The 21,343-nt window shown below is 39.9% G+C and carries 17 protein-coding genes; 10 read left to right on the top strand and 7 right to left on the bottom strand.

Annotated elements, in window-relative coordinates; genetic code table 11:
* Nucleotides 1-13 precede the first annotated feature (13 nt).
* The 10 genes from AC1RJL_RS14645 to AC1RJL_RS14600 all read left to right on the top strand — a co-directional run bounded on the left by AC1RJL_RS14645 (nt 14) and on the right by AC1RJL_RS14600 (nt 13,026).
* Entirely contained in the window at nt 14-1,531 is a 1,518-nt protein-coding gene (locus AC1RJL_RS14645; protein WP_492915293.1) for an XrtA system polysaccharide chain length determinant, read from the top strand.
* A 27-nt stretch (nt 1,532-1,558) separates the two neighbouring features.
* Nucleotides 1,559-2,344 (top strand): tyrosine-protein kinase family protein, encoded by a 786-nt coding sequence (locus AC1RJL_RS14640; protein WP_492915291.1) that lies wholly within the window; start codon nt 1,559-1,561, stop codon nt 2,342-2,344.
* 19 nt (nt 2,345-2,363) lie between these two features.
* Entirely contained in the window at nt 2,364-3,644 is a 1,281-nt protein-coding gene (locus AC1RJL_RS14635) for a porin family protein (protein WP_492915289.1), read from the top strand.
* A gap of 98 nt (nt 3,645-3,742) precedes the next feature.
* Complete coding sequence (locus AC1RJL_RS14630) at nt 3,743-6,367, top strand: tetratricopeptide repeat protein (protein ID WP_492915287.1); 2,625 nt, start codon at nt 3,743-3,745, stop codon at nt 6,365-6,367.
* 190 nt (nt 6,368-6,557) lie between these two features.
* Nucleotides 6,558-7,532, top strand: coding sequence for a GNAT family N-acetyltransferase (locus AC1RJL_RS14625; RefSeq protein WP_492915285.1), 975 nt, complete (start codon nt 6,558-6,560; stop codon nt 7,530-7,532).
* A 143-nt stretch (nt 7,533-7,675) separates the two neighbouring features.
* On the top strand, nt 7,676-8,632 hold the full coding sequence (locus AC1RJL_RS14620; RefSeq protein WP_492915283.1) for a glycosyltransferase family 2 protein: 957 nt from the start codon (nt 7,676-7,678) through the stop codon (nt 8,630-8,632).
* Complete coding sequence (locus AC1RJL_RS14615) at nt 8,629-9,588, top strand: glycosyltransferase family 2 protein (RefSeq protein ID WP_492915281.1); 960 nt, start codon at nt 8,629-8,631, stop codon at nt 9,586-9,588. The genes AC1RJL_RS14620 and AC1RJL_RS14615 overlap by 4 nt, the downstream gene beginning before the upstream one ends.
* Complete coding sequence (locus AC1RJL_RS14610) at nt 9,585-11,132, top strand: lipopolysaccharide biosynthesis protein (RefSeq protein WP_492915279.1); 1,548 nt, start codon at nt 9,585-9,587, stop codon at nt 11,130-11,132. The genes AC1RJL_RS14615 and AC1RJL_RS14610 overlap by 4 nt, the downstream gene beginning before the upstream one ends.
* Entirely contained in the window at nt 11,129-12,013 is an 885-nt protein-coding gene (locus AC1RJL_RS14605; RefSeq protein ID WP_492915277.1) for a glycosyltransferase family 2 protein, read from the top strand. Before AC1RJL_RS14610 ends, AC1RJL_RS14605 begins: the two co-directional genes overlap by 4 nt.
* A gap of 20 nt (nt 12,014-12,033) precedes the next feature.
* Nucleotides 12,034-13,026 (top strand): acyltransferase family protein, encoded by a 993-nt coding sequence (locus AC1RJL_RS14600; protein ID WP_492915275.1) that lies wholly within the window; start codon nt 12,034-12,036, stop codon nt 13,024-13,026.
* A 4-nt stretch (nt 13,027-13,030) separates the two neighbouring features.
* On the opposite strand, the gene AC1RJL_RS14595 is transcribed toward AC1RJL_RS14600, so the two are convergent.
* The 7 genes from AC1RJL_RS14595 to AC1RJL_RS14565 form a co-directional block, all read right to left on the bottom strand.
* Nucleotides 13,031-13,759, bottom strand: coding sequence for a hypothetical protein (locus AC1RJL_RS14595; RefSeq protein ID WP_492915273.1), 729 nt, complete (start codon nt 13,757-13,759; stop codon nt 13,031-13,033).
* Between the two features lie 139 nt (nt 13,760-13,898).
* Complete coding sequence (locus AC1RJL_RS14590) at nt 13,899-14,999, bottom strand: hypothetical protein (protein WP_492915271.1); 1,101 nt, start codon at nt 14,997-14,999, stop codon at nt 13,899-13,901.
* 150 nt (nt 15,000-15,149) lie between these two features.
* Complete coding sequence (locus AC1RJL_RS14585; RefSeq protein ID WP_492915269.1) at nt 15,150-16,088, bottom strand: glycosyltransferase family 2 protein; 939 nt, start codon at nt 16,086-16,088, stop codon at nt 15,150-15,152.
* A gap of 5 nt (nt 16,089-16,093) precedes the next feature.
* Nucleotides 16,094-17,386 carry an O-antigen ligase family protein gene (locus tag AC1RJL_RS14580; RefSeq protein ID WP_492915267.1) on the bottom strand — a complete coding sequence of 431 codons (1,293 nt, stop codon included), beginning with the start codon at nt 17,384-17,386 and terminating at the stop codon, nt 16,094-16,096.
* Nucleotides 17,387-17,406: 20 nt separating this feature from the next.
* Complete coding sequence (locus AC1RJL_RS14575) at nt 17,407-18,498, bottom strand: glycosyltransferase (protein ID WP_492915265.1); 1,092 nt, start codon at nt 18,496-18,498, stop codon at nt 17,407-17,409.
* Between the two features lie 22 nt (nt 18,499-18,520).
* A complete protein-coding gene (locus AC1RJL_RS14570; RefSeq protein WP_492915263.1) occupies nt 18,521-19,666 on the bottom strand; it encodes a glycosyltransferase family 4 protein in 1,146 nt (381 codons plus the stop codon).
* Nucleotides 19,663-21,327, bottom strand: a complete 1,665-nt coding sequence (locus tag AC1RJL_RS14565; RefSeq protein WP_492915261.1) for an ArnT family glycosyltransferase — start codon at nt 21,325-21,327, stop codon at nt 19,663-19,665. Before AC1RJL_RS14565 ends, AC1RJL_RS14570 begins: the two co-directional genes overlap by 4 nt.
* Between the last annotated feature and the right edge of the window lie 16 nt (nt 21,328-21,343).

Here is a 21,343-nt window from a genome sequence, read left to right as displayed (position 1 = left end):
ATAGAGAGATTACATGGATAAAGCCTACCTTAAAGATATCTTGATCGCCTTGCGTGCGGAGTTAATTCGTTTTCGCTATTGGTGTGTTGCGCTATTTATTGGCGTTAGTTTTTCGCTTTTGGGGGTTGGGTTAATATGGCCAAAAACCTACACCACCAGTGTTGTGTTAATTGCCGACGTCACCAACATTATCGAACCGCTATTAAAGGGGCAAGCCGAGGTTACTAAAATTGATCGCAGTGAGCAGGCGGGTGAGGTTATCTATACCCGTAATAATATGCTTGCTGCGGCGATAGCCGCTGGAATGATTACCAAGGATATGACCGAGTCTCAACAGGATCGCGTTATTAAGCAGTTGCGAGGTTCTGTATCAATTAAGAAAGAGCGCAATAACAATCACTTTGCTGTGGCCTACAGTGCAGATAATCCCGACAGTTCATTTGAAGTGCTCAATGCAATCGTAAACGTATTTATTGAGGATACTGCGCGCAAGAAGCGAGAGGAAAGTGTTGGTGCATATAATTTTATTGATGCGCAAGTGCAAACGTATCGCAAGCAACTTGAACACGCAGAAGAAAAGCTGAAAGACTTTAACTCAAAAAATACCGATGGTAGTGAGCAGTCGGTCAGCACCCGAATAGCAAGTCTCCGTCAGGAGATTGAAGGGTTAAAAATAAGCATCGAGGAAACCCAGGCGAGAAGCAACTCGATTCAGCAACAATTAGGCACTGAAGGTGAATATCTCCAAGCCAAAGGACAGGTTGATGAGATGAGGCAGCGCCGCACAATATTAAGTGCACAGTTGGAACAGTTGTTGTTGAGTTATCAGGAGGGATATCCAGACATCATTTCACTGCGTGCACAAATTGCAGATCTGGATGCGGGTATTGCGAAAATGCAATCTTCAGGAGAGGTTTTTGGTAATTCAGAGAGGGTCGAAAATCCTTTATATGAAGAATTGAGAAAGCAGCTTTCTGAAGCCGATGTAAATTTGCGTGCGCAAAAACGCAGAATGCAATCATTGGTATCGCTCCAGGATCAGGAATTCGAACGACAAACCAGGATTGCGGGTAATCAAGCGCAATTATCCGAGTTAACCCGTGATTATAACGTTACCAAAAAAGTGTATGAGGAAATGCTTCAGCGCAAAGAGGCTGCACGTCTCTCGATGACACTGGATATTGAAGGGCAGGGTGTTAGTTATCGTATTCAAGAGCCTGCTTCTTTCCCACTCAGGCCCTCAGGTATTGTATTCGCCCATTTCGCCATTTTAGGTCCACTGCTTGGTTTGCTATTTCCTTTGGGCCTTGTTGTTGTTTATGTATTGCTAGATCCACATTTTCGCTCCGCGCGATCATTGCAACGTCAGCTCCCGCCTGATATCGAATTAATAGGTGTTATTCCTCACTACAAGTCGCCTATCGGTGATCGCTTGTTCAGAAAAGATATGGTGCTGATTTTGATTGTATTGACGGTTTCTTTATTGACCTACATTGGCATTGCTGTTTTCTGGCAAATCTTGCAGGGTTAGATGGGTAACGTGACCAGAGTAACTGATATGGATGATACAAAACAAAGCAAGCTAAGCAACTTAATCGCCAATGTTGACGAATTGGTAGAGAGCAGCGGCCAGTTGGTAAAAACTGCTGTGTTAGAGCACAGAAAGCGTGAGCAAATTAAAAACATGATGCTGCCAGTGCTCTGGTCGCAAGATGAGCTCTATGAAAAGAAAGTTGTCTTTACCGGAATGCGCCAGCGGGATGTTCTTAACGCCTATCGTGAAGTAAGGATTCGCTTATTGAAGCGTAGCAAGACGGATAACATTGTTGTGTTAGTTTCATCCGTGGTGGGATTGTCCGAGTCGAGTGATTTTAGTTTTAACCTTGCTGCTACTTTTGCCCTCGACCAGCATAAAACAGCATTGTTTGTTGACTGTAATCCCTATAGCAATGCAACAGAAAAATATGTTGTTACTGATGTAGATGGTGGATTAACTCAATACTTGAATGATTATACCGTTCCTCTAAAAAGAATAATTTACCCGAGCGGTATAGAACGGTTGCGTGTAATCCCTTCAGGGGGATCAAGTGAGTCTGCGGCGGAATTTTTTAACTCAAAACGCATGGAAGTGTTTGTTTCAGAAATTAAGTCACGTTATCCGGATCGTTTTATCGTATTAGATGCTCCCTCTGTACAGCATTCTACGGAGGCTAGAATTTTAGCTCGCTATTGTGATCATGCGTTGCTGGTTGTTCCATTTGGTGCAGCCGTCACTGATGATGTTCTTGCGGCAGTTGATGCCGTCGGCAAAGAAAAGTTTGCGGGGTTTGTGTTCAATAGCTAATCACAAGGACTACCGTAGCATGAAAAAGTCTCGAAATTACAGCAAGAAACTTCTTTTTATCGCGATCATATCGTCGGTCTCTGAAGCTAAAAATTTTAGTGGGCATATTTTTGCTTCGGTCGGAGAGTCAGATAATGCTGGCAAAACGACCACTGATCCGATTAGTGAAAGACAGGAGTCATACGAGATAGGCTTATCGGGCGATTACGATAATACCTATCTGTCAGCCTCTGTAGATTACACCGGTACAGATAACCGTTTTGCAAAAAACTCCCAGCGGGATCAACAATATCTTGAGGGGGAGTCGATGTTGCAGTTGGGTTCGTCAGCTGACCCCGTGGATATACAGTTTAAACATTCGCGTAAAACCCTGCTCAGCTCGCCAGATGAAATTAATATCACTAATAATCAAGATGAACGTGAAATACTGAGCGCAACCCCTCGGGTTAAAAAGCGTATCAGTGATGCCGATCTATTAGTGGGGTCGGTGGAAGTTTCTGATATTAATTTTTTAGAAAGTGATATTAATGATTCGGAGCGGCAAACGGCGATATTAGCCTGGAATCGTAACTCATCCAAAGTCAGTCAGTTTAATGTTCAGCTTCAACGAGCGGATGTCAAATTTCCCAATTCCGAAGACGCGGATTATATCTATACAGCTGCAGTTGCAACCTACGCAACCGAATTGCGAAAATTGCACTACACCTTGGCTTTAGGTTACAACCGCAGTGAGCGGGATGCTCAAGAGTCATTTGGAAAACCAACCTATACCTTGAGTATTGCCTACAATTCTGGACTTAATTCATTGCAGCTAATGGGTAGTCAGGCGATTACCGATTCCTCCTATGGCGGTGGCAATTTACACAGTGTTAATCAAAACCCAACCAGTGATGGATCTTTCAAGGTTGATCAAATTCAGCGCCGAAATGCAGAACTCACATGGACAAATAAATTTCTTTGTAATAAATGTACGATGAACATATCAATTCATCAAAGTAATGATGACTATATCGTTTTGCCGGACGAAATTCGTCAACAAGGTGGGCGATTAGATTTTACATACGATTTTTCTGCACGGTCTTCCCTGTCACTCGGTTACGGAATTGGTGAAAATAAATTCACGGGAACATTGGCTGGCGAAGATTACACGCTTGATTCTGCAATAATTCAGTATCGTTACCTTTTTAATTCAGGTATTTCTTTTCGCTTGTTTGCTGAAGAAGAAAATCGTGAGTCGGATGGTAATGTGAAAACCTATGATGAAACATTTGTTGGTGCATCGGTAGGTTATTATTTTTAGAAAATATTTTCTTGTGGGTTACCTTAAAATTAATTGTACTTGGTAACAAAAAAATGATTTATAACTTTACAACGCTCTTTAAATTTTGGGGTGAGCCCATGAATAATTTTACACGGCTATTTTTGGTGGCCTTAGTCTTCCTGGTTGTTAGCTGCGGCGATAAACAGAAAGAAGTTGAAGGTGAAATGGCTCGCTATAGCGTTTCTGCGAAAACGTATTTAAAACAGGGGCAATTAAAAGCCGCTGTATTAGAAGCGCGGAATATGATTCAGCTTCAACCGGATTCTGCACAAGGCTATTTAGTGCTGGCGAAGATATATAACGAGGTTGGAGCAAGTGGAGTTAACTACAAGTTGCTTGAACCGATTGTTGAAAAGCTTCCTGAAGTCTCTACCGAGTTGGCGCAAGCCTATTTAAATGGGAAAAAATACAGATCCGCTTTAAATATTATTGCCCAACACCCGGCAGAAAGCGCAGAAGACAAGGTGCATCAGGCAAAAATAGCTGCTCTCTCCAGCATATATTTAGGAGAAAAAGCAGAGGCAGAGCAATTTCAAGAAAAACTGAAAGATGCAGGTGGAAGCAATACGGATATTGCACTGGTTTCGGCAACATCAGTGCTGGCGCAAGGACAAACCGAAGTCGCATTAACAATACTTGAAGAAGCACTTAAAAACGACGAAAACAATACTGAATTATTGGTAATGTTGGGAAGCGTTAATCTTTATAGCCGTCAGCTTGAAAAGGCTGAAGCTTACCTTACCAAGGCCATAGGGTTATTGCCTAAAACTGATATTCCCACTAATCAGCGATCAAATGCACTGATTCAATTAACAGAAACATTAATCCAGTTAGGTAGAACCAGCGAAGCTTACACTTATCAGAAGGTAATCGCTGAATCGAATTCTGAAAGTAATGGCGCCCAGCAGCGTTTTAGTGAGGCGATGGAGCTGTATCAGCAAGGAAAATTGGCTGATGCAGAAAATATTCTACATGAATTAAGGGAGCAGTTTCCCAATGATAAAAATACTGCAACATTGTTGGGGATGGTTGAGTTTCAAAAAGGATCTGATGATAAAGCGTCATCACTTTTCGACCAATTTATTGACCCGGAGACAGCAAACCCAACTGTCATTCAAGCTGCCGCCTTGGTTAAGTATCGCAACAACCAAATAGCGGACGCAATTGATCTATTAAAACATGCTGCTGAAAATCAACCAAACAATCCGGCTATTCTTGCAACTTATGGATTGGCATTGCTTGATCAGGATTCGAAAAGTGCAGAGGGGGCAAAGGCGCTTGAAAAAAGTTTGGCGTTAAATCCCAAGCAGCAACGTATTAGAATTGCTCTGGCTAAGCGTTATATGGGGATGGGGCAACCTGAGCAGGCGATAGCCCAGTTACAAAAAGCATATCAAGAGCAACCTCTTGATCTATTGATACAGCAGGCATATTTAAAAAGTTTATTTGAGCATGGTCAGTCTGATCGGGTTAAGGAAGAGGTTGTCAATTTTAAGCAAAAGTTTCCTGATAATCCGCGAGGAAATTTTATTGAAGGCTGGTATAACGTCGAGCAAAAAAATTACGTTGAAGCACAAAAAGCATTCGAGTTAGCTGCCGCCGCAAGAAATAATCCTGAAAAATATTTGGCATACTCAGGATTGGCTCAGGTTTATGAACTACAAAGGCAGCCTCAAAAAGCAATCGCTACATGGCAATTGGCTATTGAGTCCGATCCTAGTGTTACCGCGGCCTACGGGCGTTGGCTAGAGTTGGTAAAACAATTAAATAGACAAGAAGAGGCTTTTGCATTTCTAAATAATTTGGAAAAAAAGACCGATAAATGGCAGCCCTCGTTGCTGTTGGCACAGCTGGAATTACAAAGAAATAATATTGAAAAATCAATACTGCATATTGAACAGGCACTTGAGCGAAGCAATGAAGCAAATAATGTTAAGAAAATAGCTGCTCGTCTTTTTCAAACACAAGGTGTGCTCTTACGAAAAGAAAAAAAATTGGTGGAAGCACGAGTGAGCTTTTTGCGAGCCGTGAAATTATTTCCTGAAAATGCAGATTTCTTAAATAATCTGATAGAGGTTGAATTGGCTGCGAATAATATTGCTGAAGCGCAGAAATTGCTCGATCAATTTATTAAGAATGATGAAAACGAAGCCGAGCGCTTATTTTTACAAGGTAATATTCGCTTGGCCGAAGCTAATGAGGATGAAGCACTCAAACTCTATAGAACGTCATGGGGTATAAAACCGATGGAGGCTGTTGCTGAAAGTATTTATGGTATGTATCAGCGGCAGCAAAAAAGTGAATTGATGGTGTCGTTCGGTAAAGAATGGGCAGAAAAAATACCTGGTAGCTATAGACCGGCTTTGATTAATGCAATTAATGCCCAGCAAAACAATAAATCGGATGAAGCATTAACATGGTATGAGAAAACAGTAGAATTGGCTCCAAAAATGCCAGCTGCTTTAAACAATTTAGCCTGGATGTACTATGAAAGGAAGGATGAGCGTGCATTGGAGTTTGCCAAGCGCGCCTATGATTTAGCGCCGGATAATGCTGCCATCCTGGATACGTATGGATGGATTTTAGTTGAAAGCGGTAAGGTTTCTGCTGGTATTGAATTACTCGAAAAGGCTGCTGCACTGGCCTCTGATAACAAGGAGATACATGACCATCTTAGGGAAGCAAAGTCGCGAGCCAAATAGAATTTGCCAATTACATACAGGTGCTTCTTATCGCTGAAAAAACGCCCTCCAATATCAGGAGGGTTTTTTTTCAGCCGTTAATTTATTAGATCGTCTCGACATAATGCTTCTTTTGGTTACTTGTATATCTCAGAATTGATTGTCCGGGATTATGTAAGTTATTCAGTTGCCTCAATTGAGGATTGTATTTTTGAGAAATTTCTTCAGGTCATTTCCGTGGGTTGATGCTTGGGTAGAAACCTGGGGGCATGATGCACAGATTAAATTGATGGATTTGGGCGGTAGCCATAATCCACTTGAAATGGTCTACACCATTTCGCATCGGCTCAAGGGTATTCTTCCTTTAAAATGCCTTGCTTTGGCGGGTAATGGCTACGCGCAGTTTAGTACACCAAGAGCTGAATATAATAATCTGGACTCCTTGATTGCTATGTCTGGTGGGATTGCCGCATTGGGTAAAGAACTCAAAAAACTGGATTGGAACCAGTTTTCATTAACAGATGTCAGCCATGACTTCGGCCCTATCCAGGAAATTAACCAACTTGCAGATATCAATAAGTGGTATGCCTGCGTAGAAAAAACAGAGCTTGCATACTCAGTGTCATCGAACTGTATTAATGAATATATGGCTTCGCTCGGAAGTAGTACTCGCAATAGCTATTTCAATCGTCGCCATCGCTTGGAGCAAGTAGGTGAGATAGAGCTTGTTAACTTTGCTTATGGTGATGCTGTTAGTTTTTTTGGGGTGCTGAATCAATTTCATATTCCGCGTTGGGGGCGCCCTTGCTATTCACCGGAATCAATTAAGTTTATGTGTGGTTTGGTGGAACGTGTATATTTTGGTGGTGGAGTTCCGATACTTCAAGTCATGCGTGTCAATGGAGAGGCGGTTTCAGTAATTTATGATATCGAATGGGATGGGGTTCGATACAATCTGCAATCTGGCTATAAGGAAAATCGCTTTCCTAAAATTGCTTTAGGCTCAATTCATCTTGGGTATGCAATTGAGGCAGCAATTAAAAAGGGACTTATTTATGATTTTATGGCCGGAATGGGAAAACATAATAACTACAAAAAAAATATTGCCAATCAGGAGATTTTGCTTAGTAGCTTTACAGTAAATAGAGGTCTGACTAAATACCTTTATAAAATATACGGGAAATAGTAGTAAAGCGTCGATCATGCGTTGGATATCTATAAGCAGTCGATGTTGTCTCCATAGTATTAAGATTGATGAAATTTATCTTGAATTTAATGGAATAGTCAACTTAGCCTCGGCAAATCACTATATAGGAATCGGTGTGAGATATGAACGAGAAAGTAATGGTGAGCTTGATTTTTGCTACATACAAGCGAACCAGTTTATTGAGATTGATGTTAAATAGTTTTACAAAACTCAATACGCAGGGTTTTAGTTATCAGATTATTGCCGTCGATAATTGTCCACAGCAGAGTGCAAAATCTATTATCGAATCTTTTATTGGGATTCTTCCAATAAGCTATTTGCATACTGCTGAGCCGGGTAAAAATGCAGCTATTAATTTGGGGCTGGCGCATGCGCAGGGTGATTTGCTGGTGTTCACAGATGATGATATTGAAGCCGAATATAATTGGATATATGCACTGGTAAATGCAGCGCATCGACATCCGGAAATAAATATATTTGGTGGACGCATATTGCCTAAATACCCCCCAAATTTTGAAAGCATCGGGAAAAATATCGATTTCAGTAATGAATTTGTGCGCATGGCTTATGGCGAAGCCGATTGGCATCAGCCTGAGGGGCCCATAGTTGCAGAGCGTATTTGGGGAGCTAACATGGCTATTCGCCAAAGACTATTCAATCAAGGGTTGCAATTTAATCCTCATATCGGCCCGCAGGGAAGTAATTATGTAATGGGGTCTGAAACAGAATTATTGTTACGTGCCTATGAGCGGGGTTATCAGGGTATTTATGTGCCGGATGCATTGGTGCATCATCATGTTCGTGAAGAGCAATTATCACTTAAATGGTTAGCAGCGCGAGCGTATCGTTTGGCGCGTGGTAGAGTACAGATGAGGCCGGCTAACAATGCCAAGTGCCTGGGTGGAGTACCTCGTTATCTATTTAAAAAATACTTAATTCGTAAAGCGCAGACAGTCGTTAACTTTTTTTATAACAAACAAATAAAGTTCTTGCATGTAATTGAGCTAAGTAAAATACGTGGGGAAATTACTCAATATCGCCTTATACAAAAGCAAATTAATAAAAGGCAGAGCGTATGATGAGTGACTGTAATGCACCGCTTTTCAGTATCATCATCCCTGTATTTAATGGCGCTTCCTTAATTAAAGAAACCATTTCTTCGTTACAAGCGCAAACATTGCGTGATTTTGAAATTCTTGTGATGGACGATGGTTCGACGGATGATACGGCTCAAATCGTACAAGAAATATCGGTAACAGATCCTCGTATTAAATTGCATCGACTGGAAAATGGCGGTGCACCTTCTGCTAGAAATAAAGGCTTAAAACTTGCCCGAGGGCATTACCTGGCTGTCAATGATGCAGATGATCTATGGCCTATTGATAGGCTTGCCAATCAATATTCGATGTTGCAAGAAAATGATTCACGGATTGTGATTGGCGGAGTACAGCGCTTTAGTGTCGGTGAAGGAGGTGAAAAAATATGGGGGTACACCACACTTTTGCCACCCAACTCTCTCCAGGGAAGAGAATATGTAGAATTTGTCTTAACGCAACCTGCCAATCATATGGCAATTTTTCATACATTATGCGGGAAAAAAAGTTTGATTGAGCAATATGATGGTTGGGATGGTGCTTTAGGTAGCGCGGAGGATTGGGATTTCTGGTTACGTCTAGCCCAGCATGTGCCCTTTTACCATATAGATAAGGTTATGCTCCATTATCGCAAATATCCCGGCAGCGTAACCAGTAGTGGAGCGAAAACTCGTCCTTTGGAATACCAATTAATTATCGTGCGCAAAATTTCGCGGCTAATGAAATTCGGTTATTGGAAGCAGCGGCACTATGCTAGTTATCGTTTTAAAGAGGCCATAAAAATATATAATTATGAAGGAGAGTTCTTACTTGCTCTGAAGACATTATTATCTGCTTTTTTGTATTCAAATTTAGGAATGCAAAAAGCCTTCTATAGTTTATGCCTGGAGACAGGTAAGGGTCTAGCTCGTTCATTCGTGGGTAGTTACAGAGCGTCATGAGTCAATTCAATTTGTTGTTAAAAGGATCTGCGTTACGCACTATCGAAGCTATAGTCGCTATTGTGGTTGGGTTTATTACATTACCTTTAATGAATAGTCACTTAGGCTCAGAGCTATACGGCTTGTGGGTGTTGATTGGTAGTGTTACTGCAATGATGTATATATTTGATATGGGTTTCGCATCCGCAGTTACGCAAAAAATAGCTTATTCTATAGGTCAGAAAGATCATTTAAGTACTAATCGGGTAATTTCCACTGCGCTTGTAATCTATACCTCCCTTGCGTTGGTAATTGCGGCAGTAGTTCTTATCGCAGCCTTTTTTTACAAACCGGATTTGAAAGGGTTAGTTGAGCCTGAAGAATTTCGTTGGGTATTAATATTATCGGGCTTGGCCATTGCATTTGAATTTCCTGCAAAAGCCTTTGCTGGTTTGGCGCAAGCCCACTTTCGTCATGATTTGGTGGCGATGTATCGAATATTTTTCCGCATTATCTCAACAATAACATTAATTATATTGCTATACATGGGATACAAAATCCTCGCTATAGCAATAATAAATTTAATTTTTTCACTTTTATCAACGCTTGCATTTACGTTGGTGGGGCGTTACGTATATCGACAAATGTCAGTGTCAGTTAATCTGGTTAATCGAAAGGTATTCAATGAATTATTTGGTTATAGTGCCTGGGCGTTTCTAATCGATATTAATCGAGCGTTGAAAAGTCGTATTGATCTATTCTTTATAGGTGCATACATTTCGTTATCAGCAGTAACTACCTATTATGTAGCTATTCGTTTGATTGATTACAGTACAGAGCTTCTGCATAAAATGCTCAGTATTACATTGCCCACATTTACTGCACATCTTGCTGCTGACAATAAGCAAGCATTCCGTGAAGATCTCCTCCTATTTAATCGAATTAATACCTATGCATATGCTTTGGCGTTGATATTTTTTCTTGTTATAGGAAAAAGCATTATTTTTTATTGGTTAGGAAGTGATTTTGATTATGGTGCCGCTTATGTGATTTTGATAATTGTCGCAGTAGGACGGATATCGATTGTTTCTGTTGATGGTTATATTACGAGTCTCTACGCTATAAATATGCACAGAATTATGGTGGCGAGTGGCCTTGCAGAAACAGCATTAACTGCAATTTTATTATATATATTTCTTGCCCAGCTTGGGTATGGCCCTTTGTATGCGGCGATCGCTATCTCTGCACCCATTATTATATTTCGTTTTCTATTCTTGCCATTTCTATGTTCTAAGCCGTTACAGCTGCCGCGTTACGGGCAACTTGTATGGCTTTCTTATCGCCCGCTAACTCTCTTTTTGATATGCGCAGCTATCCACTGGTTGTCCGGTATAAATGACGCTCGATTTAGTTATTTAAAAATTGCCGAGTTATCCATTGTTAGTCTTATATGTTTGATTTTCATTGTGCTTGAGAGTCAGCCACGTGAAAAAGCATTGGCAAAAAAGTTATTACAAAAACTGGTATCACCCGTCATCAGACGGTGGCAGGGAGAAACTAAATGATAAATTCGCAACCGCTGGTTAGCATTGTCATTATCGCTTACAACGAGGAGCGATTTATTGCTGATGCAATAGATAGTGCGTTAAGGCAAACTTATTCTAATATTGAGATCATCGTAGTGGACGATGGCTCCAAAGACTCAACTCTAATTATTGCAAAGAGCTATGCCCCCGGAATTACTGTTTTGAGTCAGGTTAATAGCGGGAATTGCTCGTTTCCACGCAACGCAGGATTAGCTTTAGCGAAGGGAGAATATATTTCCTTTTTGGATGCTGACGATATTTTACTGCCGCAAAAAATTGCCAGGCAAGTCGATTTATTATTGCAGCATCCGGAAGCCGCTTTGATTGTTAACGATTATTGCAATTTCCAAAATTTGGATGAGCAGAAAAACCACTTTTCATCTTGTCCTCGATTAATGGCGGAATTTGAATCTGCATCAAGCAATACTCTAACCCTTTCTGCGGGGGCTGGTGCGGATATCATGTTAGATGAAAACTTTACGATTGCGAGCTCGCCGTTATTTAGAACTTCTGCTGTTAAAGAAGTTGGTGGGTTTTGTACAGAGCTGTATGCTTGTGAGGATTATCACCTTAACTATCGCTTGGCAATTCAGTTTCCAATGCTTGTCAATAATGAGCTTCTGTTTAAGCGTCGTCTGCATGGAACAAATATGTCATCTAATACAATGAAAATGTCAAAATACTATACCTTGAGTCGTTTGATGTTGTTGAATCAGGAAAAGGATGCTGCTCGTAGGGAAAAGTTAAAAACAATAGTAAAAAGACATGCAGCAGGTTTTCTTAAGCGTTGTATTAAATCACGTAATGTTAAGAGTCTATACGGTGCTATTCAAATGAACTTGAAAGCACTAATTGCGTAGTTGAGATCCCGATCGTTGCTATGACAAATCCAGAACAAAAAATACGCTTTGGGATTTTAGATCCTTTACGCTTTTTGGCTGCAATTGCAGTTATTTTTTATCATTATTCAATTTATTTTAATAATGATGGTTTTATTTCAAATATATCCAGATTTGGTTATTTAGGAGTTAACTTCTTTTTTATCTTGAGTGGCTTTGTAATTATGTTCTCTGCTCAAAATCGTGGCGCATTTGAATTTGCATTTGCTCGTGCGCTGCGGATATACCCATCATTTATTTTGTGTCTTATTATTACGGTTGCAACAATTTATTGTATCAATGGAGAGAGGTTTTCTACTGTTGAGATATTGGCAAACATGACTATTATGAATGATTATCTTGGTATTGAGAATATTGACGGGGTTTATTGGACATTGCAGGCTGAATTAAAATTTTATGGTTGTGTGTTTTTACTGTTGCTCACGGGTGCATTTTCTTATTGGCGCTACTGGCTTAGTATTTGGTTATTTTTATCCCTGTTACATCATTTTTTTGGACAGCCATATTTTTTAGGATGGTTTATAAATCCAGCCTATTCTTTTTACTTTATTGGTGGTGTCTGTGCATATTTAATGTATAAGTTTCCTGAAGATATACAAGTAAAACTGATGTTTTTAGTGGCACTGGTTTTTTCATTTCTTGTGGCATATGCACAAACTTCTGATTTCATATTAAATGTTGTGGATAGCACAAGACTGATTTCTTCTATTATAGTGGTCGTTTTTTTTCTGTTTTTTTATCTGATATCGCAAGGTTATTGTGATGTGAGGAAAAGATCATTTTTGGTTTTGCTGGGTGCAATGAGTTATCCGATTTACTTGGTGCATAATAAAGCTGGAAAAGCTATTATTGAATTAATGAGAACGGAAACAACTATTTTTTTTGCAGTTCTTGGTTCGACAGTGATTGTAATGGTTATTTCATATTTTGTAGTAAAATTTGAAAGATATATTAATGGTTTGATAAAGCAGTGAAATTTTATTTTGCAATGAAGTAGAAATAATCACGCTTATTGCTTTTTATAAGTCGTGAATGTATTAAAAAAATCAAACCTAATAAAAGAAGGACATTATTTGCAGGTTCATTGACAGCAATGAATAAAGGTATAACAGAAAAAGCCGTTATGTAATCATTTATTGCTGATTGGCTATATCCTAAAATCTCCACAGATGGCAAAAAGCCGTCACTTCCCTGTCTTCCTAAATAAAATACTTTTGTTTGGCCATCATCGCCAATGAAGCTTGCATTGGCTCTCCACCCTGCGTAGGTGAAGTTATCCAAATATAAGCTCTCGTAATCTGGGACTGTTTCATTGATTCCCATGATTGTTACTATCTCATGAAATGCGATTGATTCTGAGCTAGTTCCTCCCCAGCTGCCTCCAATAAATCCTAACATGGAATCAGGAAATATAGTTGTTAGCAGGTGGGTGACTTCGGTTTGGTTTGCCAAGCGCCATCCATTAAATTCAAATTGATGACTGTTTATCTTATTTTTAGATGCAGCCTCAACAAAACCGATTGGCATAACACCTATATCCAGCCAGGTAAGGCCAGTATTCTTTTCCAGAAATCCATTTTTATCACCGTATTGAAAGATATCTACATTTTTAAGTGATGATATGTCAATTGAATGTGCAGTTGATGCAGTACTTAAAAACGTAGCTAAAAGAAAGGTTTTTAATAGCAGTAAATGTTTGATTTTCATGGCCAGTCCTTAGAATGATTTCTACTCAATGCTATTATTCATTTTTTCTCTTATTTCCGCTGGAACAAAAAATTATACCCAACTCTCTCTATATTCAAATTATGAATCACGGGATATAGAGGGAATTGGGTAAAGCTTATTAGCGCGGCGAATCGATCGGTGGGAGGGGGCATTCTTTGCATAAAAAGCGGTATGTTGTACTCTTGTTATCTTTATCATACAGTCTAATATATGGACTTAATACTTTTGCCAGGTTCAATTGGTGAATTTTAAAAATAACCTTGTCTTTGTTCCAACTTACTATAGGCATAGTGAGATTTATTGTAGATCTCTCTATATCCTCAGCATTGGATAGTTCGATTCTTACGTACGCATTTTTGCCGGTTGCGACATACACATCATCATAGTATGCCTCAAAATTTGAAGTGTCTCCATTTCCGAACCATCCGGGAAATTTCACTCTATCAAAAGATTTGGTGTTATTTAAGGGAAAAATGGGGAGATTTATTTTGCTTGTAATTAGGGGGGCATATTTCTTGCCCGTCATTTGAAATATAATATTTCCAGGCCCGGTTTCTGGTGCTGCACTATTGGTAAGTAAGCCGAAACTCATATAGTTTTTATCATGCCAGTTCCATGCGTCTGCCATCCCAACCCAGCCATAACTCACTGAATTGCCTGCCAGCATAAATGAGCCCTTTCCTGTATGAGTTGGGGCGCATGTATTAAATAATGTTGTGCTTGCTATTCCATCAGGTGTATCGGTAATCCAGGTGAACTTCCAAGAGCTAACATCAGGAAATGTGAAATCTTTATTGGCACCTGCGAAGAATTTACCTTCAGGTACTACGACACTGTAACTAATAAATAAATCTGATTGTTTTTCCGGAAACACAACCTCTATCTGGGCAATTTTTCCCGTACCGGTTCTAGTGGTATCGTGAATTTGAAATGCTTTCCCTCCATCGAACTCGACCACTTTAGGTTGCGCTGGATATGAACTGCTTTTGCTCCATTTCCCTATAAGAGCTTTCTCCAGGTTAACGGGTTGTCCTACGGTTTGGTTATTAAAATCATCAAATAGAACTATGTTAGGTCCCTCTCCAAAACCAGAGCCTTTCATTTCTACTGTGTAATAACCCATTGCATCAGGGGTTTCGGATATGTTGAAGGTCGGCGCTGCGGAAAATGCGAGCTGGGAAAACACCAAACCTATCGAAACGGAAATTAACTTTTTCATGATTGAATCCACTAGGTGGGAAGTAGCTGTTTAATAATAGCTCGAACTTACATCTTATCAAATCTGTTGACGAGTTAAGTTCAATAAAAATGATTTTGGACAATCCCCTCGAGGATGCCAAAAACGTTAATTCACCGGCATTCCGCAAAATTAAATTTTTATGCCTTTTTTAAATATACGGGCTTTTATATAAAATATTATTGAAGGACGTCTTTTATCCATTTCCTTGATTCGCTCATACGATTTATTCGAGATTGGTGAACGAGATCCTTTAAATTCTCTAATTCCAGTAATTCCATCCTTTAAGCCCTTAAAAAAATACTTAATGTAGCCATCTCGCACGCTATAAAACAACATTGCCGCTAATTGAATACTCAATCTCTTTGCTAGCAATCGTTTGTTGTAGTTCCTGTAAGCCAACCATATCAAGTTTCTTGTATCGAAGTAGTATCGCCTCCAGGAGGTTCTACCCTCGATAGCATGGGCATGAATAACAGTAATCTCCGGGGTATAAATAATTTTCTTGTTATCATTTATGATTCTGAAAGCAAGATCCGGCCCTTCGTGGCTGATAAAAAATTTTTCAGGATAGACCCCGACTCTATCAAAAGACGATTTTCTAAAAACTGCAGCCCCCTCTGATATTTCGTAAGTCTCAAATTTTTGGTTAGAGTAATCTTTATCATTGCAGTGGTGGATCCAATTGGTTGTCGTAGCTGTTTTTTCGTCTACAACATGAAAGCAAATACAGTCAACTGATAGATCATTTTCAAATTCCAGCCTTGCTTTTTCCAAGGCTTCTTTATCGATTCCCCAGACATCATCATCAAGAGTAACAATATAGGGACTGGACGCGGCTAATATGCCTTCATTTCTACCTACCGCCCCGTAATTTTTATCCAGGCGAAGCACTTTAACATTATTGTAGTTTTTAGATTCCCGCTCGGCATAATTGTCATCCGAGTTGTTGTCAACAATTATAATTTCTATATTGTCAATTTTTGATAATGATTCAAGTTGCTGTTTAATATATTTTTCTCTGTTATATGTCAGTATGACAATAGAGAAATTTATTTTATCTTCATTCATATCGTTCAATTGTTCCGTTTTGGATTGATTCCATTTGATTGTATTTTTAATAACTTATCGATCGATAAGGTTATGCCCAACGCTACCCACCAATATATTTCGTAGAGATCCATCCCAAAAAGTCCCAGCACTAGTCTTACCAGGATAAATCCGATCGTTGCTTTACTTAAGTTGATTAACAAATCGTTATCAATTGATTTTTCTCGAAGCTCAAGAGTTTGAATATTTTTTCTGTTTTTCGTTAATATTTGTATAACAAATGTTAAAAAAACGATTAGCCCGATAGGGCCTATATTGGTTAGTACTTCCAAATATAAGTTATGTGTATTTTGAGACCTTCCAAATAATTCACTTCTCACTTTTGGGAAAGCTTGCACACCTATTCCCATAGGATATTTAATGAATATCTCAATTGCATCAGACATGATCTCAATTCTTTTTTCGCTGGATCTGCCTTCTTTTTCTTCGCCGGTGAAAATGGATTGGAATCTTTCTTTGTACTCAGTGGGGACAAAATTAATGGTAAGGGTAAATGCAAGCAATGCCATTATTAAAATTTTAAATTTCCCTACCTTTAACTTCATGAAAAAATATATTGCGCCTATTATAACGGCTAGATAACCTGTTCTGGATCCGGTTGTTACGACGATAATTATGCAGGAAATAGTAAGTGCCATTAATGCCAGTCTTAATAAGTTACTTTTTACACACATTAATAAAAAAACTGCATAGGGTAGGCATCCTACCGCAAAACCGCTGAAAGAGTTTGGATGTCCATACATTGCAGTTGAGCCATGCAGTCTCGGAATGCCCTGGTTTTCCCAAACCAGGCTACCGGTATACCAACCATAAAAGCCTTCCTGTCCAATCTTCATCCATGCAAGTAATATAAATGCAACTATTACACGAAGGTCTTCTACCTTTTCTACTGCGGCATAAATGAAAAAAGAGACCAATGCAAACTTTAAAACTCTATCGGAAAATACTGTAATCGATTCAGCTCTATCCATAGAAAAAACGGTATAGATACCAAGAATAAATATAAGTAAAAAGGTAGTTTTTGTTACAGTGTTAAACGCTGACTGGCTGCCTTGGCCGTTAAATAGTTTAAAGATGCAAAAAGCACCTACTATTGCACCATAGGTAAACTGGAATCTGATGGTCTGTAGCTCTGGTATTCGAAAATGCAATTCGAGGTAAAATGCAAAAATGTAGAACCCGACCAAGTAGCTTAGTAGTTGGCCTCGAAATAATGATCTTATTTCATGATTCTTGGTGCCTTTAAGTGATGTATCCATTTGGCTTATCTGTTGGTGGACTAAAGTGGATTCTGCAATAGTTGTTGATAGTACTCATGATGTGCAAGCAAACACTTTTCCCAGCTGTACTGTTGCTCGACTTTGTGACGTGCATCTTGCGCAAGCCTGATTTTAAGATCGCAATTTTCTAAAAGACGCAATATTGCGATGGCAAGGGCTTGGGGGTCGTCAGGAGGAATCAATAAACCGGTGCGCTCGTGCTCAATAAGTTCAGGATTGCCACCAACATCTGTTGCTATTGCAGCAACACCTCTGAACATGTATTCCAGGAGAGCATTACTTAGTCCTTCTGAATCAGAGCAAATAATCCCAATATCCAGTTTTTCCAGATAGCCTGCAACATTACTGACTCTGCCAGCAAAGTATAACTTTTCGAATACGTTCAAATCCCTGGCAAGATCTTCCAGTTCTGTACGCATTTGTCCATCGCCAATAATATGCCAAGTAAGATGTGGATATTTTTGATTGACAATTGCAGCAGCTTTTATGAATAAATCCGTGCGTTTGACGCGCCGAGTCATATTGCCAACAATGCCAATATCAGTGCAGCGTTGGCTATGGTCTATATAAGGCAGAGTATCCACTTCTATTCCATTGCGCAGTACGCGCATCTTATTTTTTTCAAGTGAAAACTGTGTAGCAAAATGATCGCGTACAATATCAGCATTGCAAATAAAACCATTCATACGGTGATAGATTTTTTTTAGTAAAGCCGCCTGCTTTTTGTTGTACCAAAATCCCAAGTCGCGGAAGCAGGCAATGCGCACAGGCGTACGGGCCAGATACGCGGCCGAGCCGGCAAATAGTGTAGAATCCTGAAAAAAAGTTTGTATTATGTTGATCTTTTCTTTTCGTAAAAACAATATCAATTTGAACAGTGCAATTAGGCCTGGGATTGATGCGAGGCTAGGTACGTGCCACGCAAGGTGTTGGCAATTGGCGGGAGTGAGTGCTGGATCTGAAGGGCGAATAGTCAACAAATACGGAGTATATTCTTTGGGATTCAACCGCTCTATTAATCCAATTAATTGAAGCTCTGTGCCGCCGCGCAACAAATTATCAATACAATAAAGCACTTTCACAGGTGGCATGATTACTGTAGGTTCCTGAAATCTAAGTGGGTAAAAGAAGGTTATCGTAAATTGATAAGTAGCGCTTGCTCATAGATTGGCTGGAATAATTTTCTACCATACGTCGATGGACTTCCCGTGCCAATTGGCGTGCTACTGCCGGATCAGATTTCAGGTGGATTATGGCTGCGGCGAGGGCAGAGGGATCTTCTGTCGGGATGATCAAACCCGATATATTATGTTCTACCAGCTTTCCGATATCTCCAACCTTGGTAGTGATGATCGGCTTTTGGGCAGCAGCAGCTTCAAGCAAGCTCATGGGCATCCCTTCGTCAATGGATGGTAGGGCAAATGCATCGCATAATAGGAGCAGTTTATTTATATCGGTGCGAAAACCCATTAATTGTACATAATCAGCTACATCCTCACTGATGATTTGCTCGCGTAGTTCCTCTAAAAGTATTCCTTCCCCAACAATTAATATGCGAACAGCATGGCCTTGTTGTTTTAGAATTGCGGCGGCCTTTATTAGTGTCCATTGTGCTTTTTGTGGACTGAGACGTGCGCTGTTTAATATACAAAAATCGGAGCCATCAAGCTGCAAATCGGTGCGCAGTTGTTGTGCTTCACTTGCAGGAATTTCGAGGTTGGGTAAATCCACTCCATTACGAACAATATCTACCTGTTCCGGACGAAGATTGTTGGCCAATAGAATTGATTTTATTGGATCTGATACCGCTATTACTCTGGGGAACCAGCGGTAGAAAAATTTCTCCAGCGCGATCATTACCCGCATTTTAAACGGACCTTTGGACGGGACAAACCAAAGGTGGCAAGTTGCAATGATTGGAATTTTTTTTAATAACCGGATAACAAATCCAAATACAGATGGTTTATAGCCGTGTGAATGGATAAGGTCTATCTTTGCGGTTTGAATTTGTTTAGCGGCAGCAGGCAAATCATGTAGTAGGCGAGAGTTAGCAATGGGGATTTTAATCGCTTCAATGCCTTGCGCTTGTGCGGCCTCATAAAGAGCACTTTGACTGTTTGGCTTTGCAACTATGCAGCCTACTACGGGCACATAGTGACTGCTGTGTTGCATTTGCTGTGATAAGTTAAGAATGACACGTTCCGCACCATAGACTCCTTCACTCTCGATAAAATGTAAAATACGTTTTTTAGGCGTCATTGTATTTTTCTCACATAAATTTCATAAGGTAGGCCGCCGGTGCCTGCCTTACCGCCAGGTGCATTAGCAGTAGTTACTAACGTAAACTCTTGTTTTACTTTTGCAACTAAGTCTTCGTCTTCCGGTACGCTGTATCCCTGCATAATCAGCATGTATTTAATATCATTAAATCCGATACGATCTTCCAATGTATCAAGTGGCGTGTCATTCAAGCTGTAAAAGTTAAATCCATGCGCTGACTTTACATCCAGCATATCGATTAATTTTAATTGTGCTCGCTCCTCCCACTGCTTGATATGGCGCAATGTAAATGTATCCTCAATATCTATCGCTGTACGCAATCTACGCTCAATGCTGAATTTACGATTTTCAAGACAAGTTGTATTGCAAGGCAGAAATAGGGTGTTATACCCAATAATGTAAATTACCTCTTCCGGTTTTACATTTTTTTGAACCCACTCTTTTAATTCTCCATAGCGAGCATTATCAAATTCCCGGCTTTGTATAAAGCATTGAGTGAAAAGGATAGTGAAAATACTGGCAAGTAATATTGTCGATAGGATTTTATTTTTAATTTGCGATAGTAGATAAACTGTTGCGATAAAAAACAGAGGTAATGCCGGAAGCATCCAATAAGCACGTAGCTGCCGAATACTAAGGAAAAATAGCAAGAATAATAACGCAACAAAAATTGCACTAGCGACAGGTGTCGGAGTATTCTTTTTGTTGCGATGCAAGGCAAGGAATCCAGTATAAAAAACAACTGGTGCAGCTATCCATCCGGTGCCACGAATTGCCGTAATAATTTGATCGCCCCAATGTAACCATGGTGACTGATCATCCTTTATATTAAGTGCGCGTAACTTGGCATATAGCAACGGATCGAATAGGGGTGAGCCGGCGACCACAGCAAATATAAAGATTGAAATTATGCCGAAGGGCAGTGCGCGTTTCAGAGCAAGTATAAAACCCAACTGCCTGATCATATCGAAAATAAAGAATGCTACAAACAACGCGGCGTGTAACTTAAAACCTGTGGCGCATCCCAGTGCGATAGCGGAGATATAGAAAGCCTGCTTTTTTTCACCTGCATTAGATTTATAGTAGTACAGCATTCCCAGGGCAGAAAAAAAAGCAGTCACAGTATCTGGTCTTGCTACGATGTAACACCAAATTGTGTTGTAACTAAGTAAAAACATGCTGGCGGTGATTACGGCTAGCCAGCGAGCACAAGGATGCGCAGAAAAAATATTTCTCGCCAATAGGAATACAACCCAGGCAGTAGAAAAATCTATCGCCAGCATGAGGTAACGATAATTTTTTACAAAGTCGTTTGGATTCTGGGTAAAGGCTCGATAAGCATCAGCTACTAAATTTAGCCCTAGCTGATTTAAATCGCCTTCGGTCGCCAATTGGATGACGTAAGTTCCAATAGAGCTAAGACCTACTATCCAGCTTTCAAAATACATGCGTTGTGGCGGTGCTTCACCAAACCAAACCAGAAAACCTGCCTCATAGAGTGTGTCGTCATCAATTGTGACGTAGGGCGAGCCCGCGTTAAATACACTAAGCTTGAATGCCAAAGAGAGAAGGGCGGCGGCAAGTAAAACGATGTAAGGTAAATAGTAGTTAGACTTTGTATTCACAAAATTAGTATCCATTTGGTTTCACGGAAGT

This window comes from Cellvibrio sp. GW822-FHT04B05 (assembly GCF_058800985.1).
This window is presented reverse-complemented; position numbering and strand designations above follow the sequence as displayed.